The sequence below is a fragment of the Acinetobacter sp. UBA6526 genome, assembly GCF_002434875.1.
Lineage (GTDB): Bacteria > Pseudomonadota > Gammaproteobacteria > Pseudomonadales > Moraxellaceae > Acinetobacter > Acinetobacter venetianus.
Window position 1 is genome coordinate 1 of sequence record NZ_DJLC01000105.1, and the last position, 6618, is coordinate 6618.

The window sequence follows — 6618 nt, forward strand, 5'->3', positions numbered from 1 at the left end:
TTCGTCTATTTGTGCAACAAAGCCGCAAAATAATCTAAAACACTATCATTTTTATCCATAGAAAATATTAATGCATCAATGACCTGATACAAACTTTTAGGATAATCAAAAGGATTATTTTTTATTAAATGATTAAGTAGATTAGTCCCTTTTGAAGAGGCATCATATTTTTCACCATACCAAATACTTTTCGGTTTTACATCATCGGTAGCATCATCAATCTGGAATACAGTATTTTTATTCCCTTTTTTTGCAAAAATAACGCCACTTTCAATACCTTCTTGGCATGATTTAAAACCCCATCTCCATCTTAGATTTTCACCTGATTTGTCTAATGGTAAAATAGCTACATATCCCTTTGATTCATATGCTTCAATCAATTTTTTCAAATAATTATCATCAAAAGAACCTTCTTCTTTTAAATAAATCTTTTCATATTCTTCCTGTGCTGGTAAACATAAAATATTTTCGTCTTCATTGAAAAAAAATGGGAAAAACATGTATGGACGATCTTCTCTTAATTTCCCAGAACCCGTTCTTTTTAAAGGAAGCTCTCGAAATGAATTCCCACTATCACCTGATTTTCCATATTTTTTTCTAGCTTCCTCCTCTGTTAGCTTAAAACTAAAAGTTTTTGCATCTTGGATATTTTTTGCGAATGTAAGCATATACTCATGTGCCATCGCTACAAAACCAGAGTCACGTCCTTTAGGATTATGCATAATTGCAAAATTACAAATTAAATTTTTTCTCCCAAAGGAATCGGAAAGCATTGTGTTTAGGTAAGGGGCTTCTTCTTCATCAATTGCGACACTCATTACACCAGAGTTATTTAATAGTTTAATTGAACTTTCTATTCTGCCATCTATTAACGATAACCAACTAGAATGTTTATATCCATTTTTATAAATAATCGCTGAAGCATCTGTATTGTATGGCGGATCAATATAAATACTTTTAATTTGTCCATCATACTTTTTGTTTAAAACATTTAAAGCTTGAAAATTATCGCTATTAATAATCAATCCATCTGTTTGGGCATCTAAATCATCAATTTTTTGTAAAAGCTTCGCTTTAAACTCAATACTGAATAATGACGTATCCACCATCAAAGCTTGGTGCTGTTTTAAATAATCAATCGATCCCCAACCTGCATCTGTGCCTTTAAAACCTAAATCATCCCATTGTTGCCACTGCGCTGTATTTTCTGCAATTTCAGCATACAAGGACTCATCCACTCGGTCTAAAGTAATACAATACTCAGCACTCACGACAAACTTTTTCTTTAGCCACAACTTTTTCTGAAAATCTTCAAGCGAAGACAAGAAACTTATAATTTCTAAACCAATCTGACGCAAACATTTGATAATACTAAGCTGACGTTCAATTTGAATAAATTGATCGGCACTCACCACATCATCTAAGTGCATCACTTCATTTTTAATATAGAAATCAAGTTCATGGCGTAGGAATTTACCTAAGTCTTTATGAATAAAATAATCTGCTGTATTTTTTTGCGTATAGGTACTCAAGTGCTTGTGCAACACTGTACGCTTTGGTTCTTTTTCAGTCGGTGCAGGTTGAGCTAAATCATTTAGCCAGTCAGTAGTTAAAACTTCTGCACTCACAATTTTGTTATACGATTCAATATTTAATGTTTCTTGCTTTGAGCCTTTAGGTAAAGTTGCATATTCAAAAAGAATGGTCAGTTCATTATTTTGAATCGAAAATGGAACAATCGTTTCTTCAAACTCTTCACCTTCTTCATCTATACGAATAAAGGTCTTAGGTTCAGTCACAATAATAAAGCGGCGGTCTTTATCATTATCTTTGCGGTTTTCACGCGCTGTGTCTGCACTCACCAAACGAAATAAAACTGAACGTTCATCATTCAGTTTAAAACGATAGTTGCTAAACATCTCACCAGACTTGGTGTAGTACTGGTCTTTGTTTGCCCAGTGCAACATCACTTCCTCACCAGAGTAAGGAATAGCGTAGGTATCACCCTTATAACGACGTTGGCTAATAAAGTCACCATCATCGTAATAACGACTAAAGAACGTGAGCAAATGACTATACACTTGTGACTGATCTGTCATTTCATGTGCATCAGCTTGAGTTAGAGCAATATATTTTTGACCTAGTGCGCTTTCAATTGCTTCCTGATCAATAAGCTCACCTTGCTCATTAAACGCACGTTTACCAAATTCTGCTTTCAGCTCAGCTTCTAATTCTTTTAAAACATTTTCATCAAGACTTGATTTTGCTTCGCCAAGGTATTGTTCTACTTTGGTTTTTAAACGCTTATCCAAAAACTCAGCAATTTCGGCACTACGTGCATTTAAAATGCGATAAACCCCAAAATCTAAATCAGGACGATTGATCTGAAAGATTTCTTTGAGTTTAGAAACTAGTGCAGAAAACTGAGTACTCATGAATATTTCCTATTTTTCAAAACCTTATGATAAATAGGTTCTGGTGAAGCGAATAAAATTGCATAGGCAAAATTAACCATCAAGGATACTTGAAAATACTCAAAATTTAAAAAAAAAATTGCAGAAAAAAACAACCATTGGCTTTAAACCAATTGCCATCTCACTACAAATAAATTTTCGGCTTTACTTGAGCGATGTAGTCTTTGCTCCAATGCATCAATCATTGCATCACGCTTATCTGCTATCTCATCTTCAACATCAAAAACCTGTTGTCGCATGCGTCGTTTTTCTTTTTCAGCTTTTTGTATTTCTTCCTGTAGTCGTTTTTCAGTTTCAATATCAGGTGCTTTGCGAGATTCTCGTTTAAGACTGGATATTTTCAACTTTATATCTTCAAGCATTTTCTCCACAGCAAGCAAACTATCCTCAGCCCACTGCTCTAACTTATCGCGTTCCTTTCTGAAAAACTCATCATTCAATTCCAAAGCATGATTTAAAGCAACTTGATATTGCTTATCAATATTTGCCTGAAATAGGTCGGGAATCGTGTCTACCACATCAGACAATACTGTTGCATTGACTTGAAGCAAACGCTCACACAAATCTACATCTAAAACCCTACCATCATCAGTCATTGCTGTGATCACAATATGCTCTTCTTCTTGAAAAGAATCCAAACTCAAGACCGTAATAGATAGCCAACCCTTTTGCCCTTTTAACCCTTCTAGTAGCGTTACCTTTTGACCATACTGGCTATAATCAAACTGAATGAATTGTTTTGGTGTTTGTAATCCTTTGGCATTATCTAAAACAAATTCACCAAGCGGATGAGTCAAACGATAGATAAAAGTATTTTCAGGAATTCGCTCACCTTTTCGTATAAGCTGATATTTCCCTGAAGGTGCATTCAAAATTGGAGATTTTGTTAAGTCAAAACTTAAATCTTGGTCGTGAAAGTTAGCAAATTTACCAAGAATATATTTTGTAGATAGCCAAAACAAACGACTAATTTTATCTAGCTGTAGTTCAGCTCGTTCTTTTTGTACTTTTAGCAAGTCATGAATATCTGCATCAAAATGCTCAAGTAACAGCTCTTGCGTCCTTTTCATTTTAACGTTGATTTGCTCTTCTAGCTCATCTCTTAATTGCTTAAAGCTTTGTTCTATTTCTTCTGGACTACGACACTGATCATAAATTTCAGAAATCCGTTTTTCAAAATTTATACCACTTTCAACTGTCCCTAAAATGTCATTCGAGGCACCAAAGACACCATCAAATAATTGAAATTTATCTTTAAGTAACTCTAAAACTCGCTGATCGGCTTCATTCCTTTCATTTAAGAAATTAACGACAACAACATCAAATTCCTGCCCATAACGATGGCAACGACCTATTCGTTGTTCCACACGTTGCGGATTCCATGGTAAATCATAGTTAATGACCAAAGAGCAAAATTGTAAATTCACACCTTCTGCTGCTGCTTCTGTCGCAATGAGTATTTCTGCCTCATTCTTAAAAAAATCGATTAAAGCCGTGCGTCGATCAATTGCTGGTGAGCCTGTAACATGTTGAGTCCCTAAATATTTACCCAACCACTTTTGATAAATACCTGTATTCGTTGCAGATGTATTACTACCATTAAATCCTATTACTTTTCCGTTGTATCCTCGTGCTTCCAAGAATGCGATCAAGTATTCCTGAGTACGCTTTGATTCAGTAAAAATAACAGCCTTTCGTTTCGCCCCCATTTCAAACATGCGAGCAAAGCCTTGCTCAATCGCGGAAAGTAAAGCAAAAGTCTTACTATCATCTTTAATTTTATGAGCCTGCTGTATATAACGTTCAATTTCAGCTATTTCAGATTTAATTAAACTAACATCTATTTGTCCATGACCTGCTTCCTCATCAAAATCATCCAGTAGCTCTTCATCCATATCCTCATCAACAATAAAATTACTGAGCCAATCTTCATCTAAAGTCTGTTGTTCCAACAATTTTTGAAGACGTGCTTGAATTGCCTCTAATGTTGCGATTACAGCAGGAGTTGATGAAGCTAAAAGCTTTCTTAAAACAATTGAAATTAAATGTTTTTGTTGTTGTGGAAATGCATAGCTTACATCTCGCTGCAAATACTCACTGATGGAATCATATAAGTTTTGCTCATCATCAGTAGGTTTAAAAGGAACAGTTAGGGCATGGCGATTGGTATAAGGTACATATTCCAAAACATCTTTCCGTAATGTTCTTTGCATAAATTGCTGGATTCTTTTTTTCAGTGATTGAATATCGCCATCAACCACATATCGACTCCGAAATGCTTTCTCATCACCGAATAAATGTTCATCAATAATTGTGCTGAGTCCGTACAATTCCATTAACGTATTTTGTAATGGCGTTGCTGTAAGTAATAGTTTTTTCTTACCTATTAAAGAACGTTTTAAACTATTTCCAATTTTATTAGTTGAACGATGTGCATTACGTAACTTATGCGCCTCATCAATCACAACTAAATCCCATGGAATTTGTGCTAAAGCATGTTCCATTCGATTTGCAAAAGGATAGGAAATTATAGAGATCTTGCCATTTTTAAATGGATCATACACACCATCTTTACGTGCCATATTCCAAGTTTTCAAATCCAAAACTTGCGTAGGCAAATTAAACTTATCTTGTAGTTCTTGTGCCCATTGCTTTCGTAAAGAGGCTGGACAAATAATCAATAAGTTTCGACGTCGTTCTGCCCAGTACTGACAAAGCACTAAAGCTGCTTCAATTGTTTTTCCTAAGCCGACTTCGTCAGCTAAAATAACACCTTTACTCAAAGGATTATTTAAAGCAAAAAGTGCTGCTTCAATTTGATGAGGATTTACATCGACTTGAGCATCAAACAGTGACTGAGACAAACGATCAATATCTGATGCTGAACGTTTTTTCGTTATTTCCCATGCGAAATATTTTATTTGATGGTTAGTGTAAGACATTATTCTTAGATAAAAATTTTGTTAAAAAATTAACTATAATATAAATACATGAAACCATAGTAGCAAGAAATATGCATTTCAAACAAAAAATAAGGGAGCAAAAGCTCCCACTATTATTCTCGACTTTTCAACTTACCGTCAATCCATTGATGAATCTCCCAAGCTGACCAACCAATTCGCATTTCAGTTAACCGCACGGGTTGAGGAAATGTAGGATCATAATATTTCGAGTCTTTATTAATCATCTCATAGATCTTTGATCGGCTTAGGGCTGTAAACTCAACAACATGCTTGATGTTGATAATTTGGTTCATCTGAAAAGTTTGACCTGTGATCGACGCATTCATGATGTTTTCTCCTAATCATTGATGCGAGCGTGTATTCGCTCAGATGATAGGTCAGTCCAGTAAAATTTTACGCAGTCCAATATTGTCCAAGCTCATCTAGTTCAAAGCCTGCACCGACTGCTGCAACCCTTTCTGGATATCCTGAACATGAGTCAAGTCATTAGTCTGCTGATGCCGCTCTGATTTTGGTTCATCCGAATAAAACTCCTCAACAATATCCAAACCTTCTTCACCTCCCACTTCAAAACTGGCATTACCATAGCCCTGCCGCGCTACTTGATCTAATGCCTCCTGATAAAACCCTGCTGCCTTACTTTGTTCACTGATTTGCTTTGCATTGCTAATCGCTTCCTGCAAATTGACACCATCACGTAAAGTCAGATCCACGTAGTAAATCGGAGTGCGGTAACTTTGCGTGGTGCTTTTACCCCTTAAAGTCAGTTGCAAAGGTAGGCATGAAAGTAAGTCACTCGATGCAGCATGGTAATAACGTAATCGTGCTGCCAGTGTTCGAATACTATTAAAGCCTGTGGTTCTAAAGATGAAAGTGCCAAATTCATCCGATTCATCTAAGTTCACATAGAGTCGTCCATAAGGTTTACAGAGTCCGCCTTGCGCCAATGGACATAAATCAGGGGATGGGCATGGATGTTGTTCAATGCCATTTTGACCAAGTCGCTGACAAGTTTCTCCATTACCTGAGCAGATTAAGCGTCCTGTTTGGCGGTCAAATAGGCTGTACTCAGCGCGTAAGCTGAGTTCAGGATCATTAAAAATCATACGGACGGGAATGGTTCTGAGTTTTTGATTCGATGCTTTAGCTCGTAGTTGTTCATCCAAGGGATGCTTAATCCA

General features: G+C 36.0%; 4 protein-coding genes. All 4 read right to left on the bottom strand.

Annotated elements, in window-relative coordinates:
• Positions 1-5: 5 nt before the first annotated feature.
• Entirely contained in the window at positions 6-2435 is a 2430-nt protein-coding gene (locus B4237_RS06850; RefSeq protein ID WP_286942369.1) for a DNA methyltransferase, read from the bottom strand.
• A gap of 143 nt (positions 2436-2578) precedes the next feature.
• Positions 2579-5416: an SNF2-related protein gene (locus B4237_RS06855; protein ID WP_278596154.1), complete on the bottom strand. Its 2838-nt coding sequence runs from the start codon at positions 5414-5416 to the stop codon at positions 2579-2581.
• Positions 5417-5529: 113 nt separating this feature from the next.
• Positions 5530-5763, bottom strand: coding sequence for a helix-turn-helix transcriptional regulator (locus B4237_RS06860; protein ID WP_278596153.1), 234 nt, complete (start codon positions 5761-5763; stop codon positions 5530-5532).
• A gap of 96 nt (positions 5764-5859) precedes the next feature.
• The coding region (locus B4237_RS06865) for a hydrolase or metal-binding protein (protein WP_286942373.1) at positions 5860-6618 on the bottom strand (759 nt) is incomplete at its 5' end.

Coding starts and splice junctions, on each gene's coding strand:
- B4237_RS06860 (WP_278596153.1), bottom strand. CDS start 5,763: ATGAATGCGTCGATCACAGGTCAAACTTTTCAGATGAACCAAATTATC.
- B4237_RS06855 (WP_278596154.1), bottom strand. CDS start 5,416: ATGTCTTACACTAACCATCAAATAAAATATTTCGCATGGGAAATAACG.
- B4237_RS06850 (WP_286942369.1), bottom strand. CDS start 2,435: ATGAGTACTCAGTTTTCTGCACTAGTTTCTAAACTCAAAGAAATCTTT.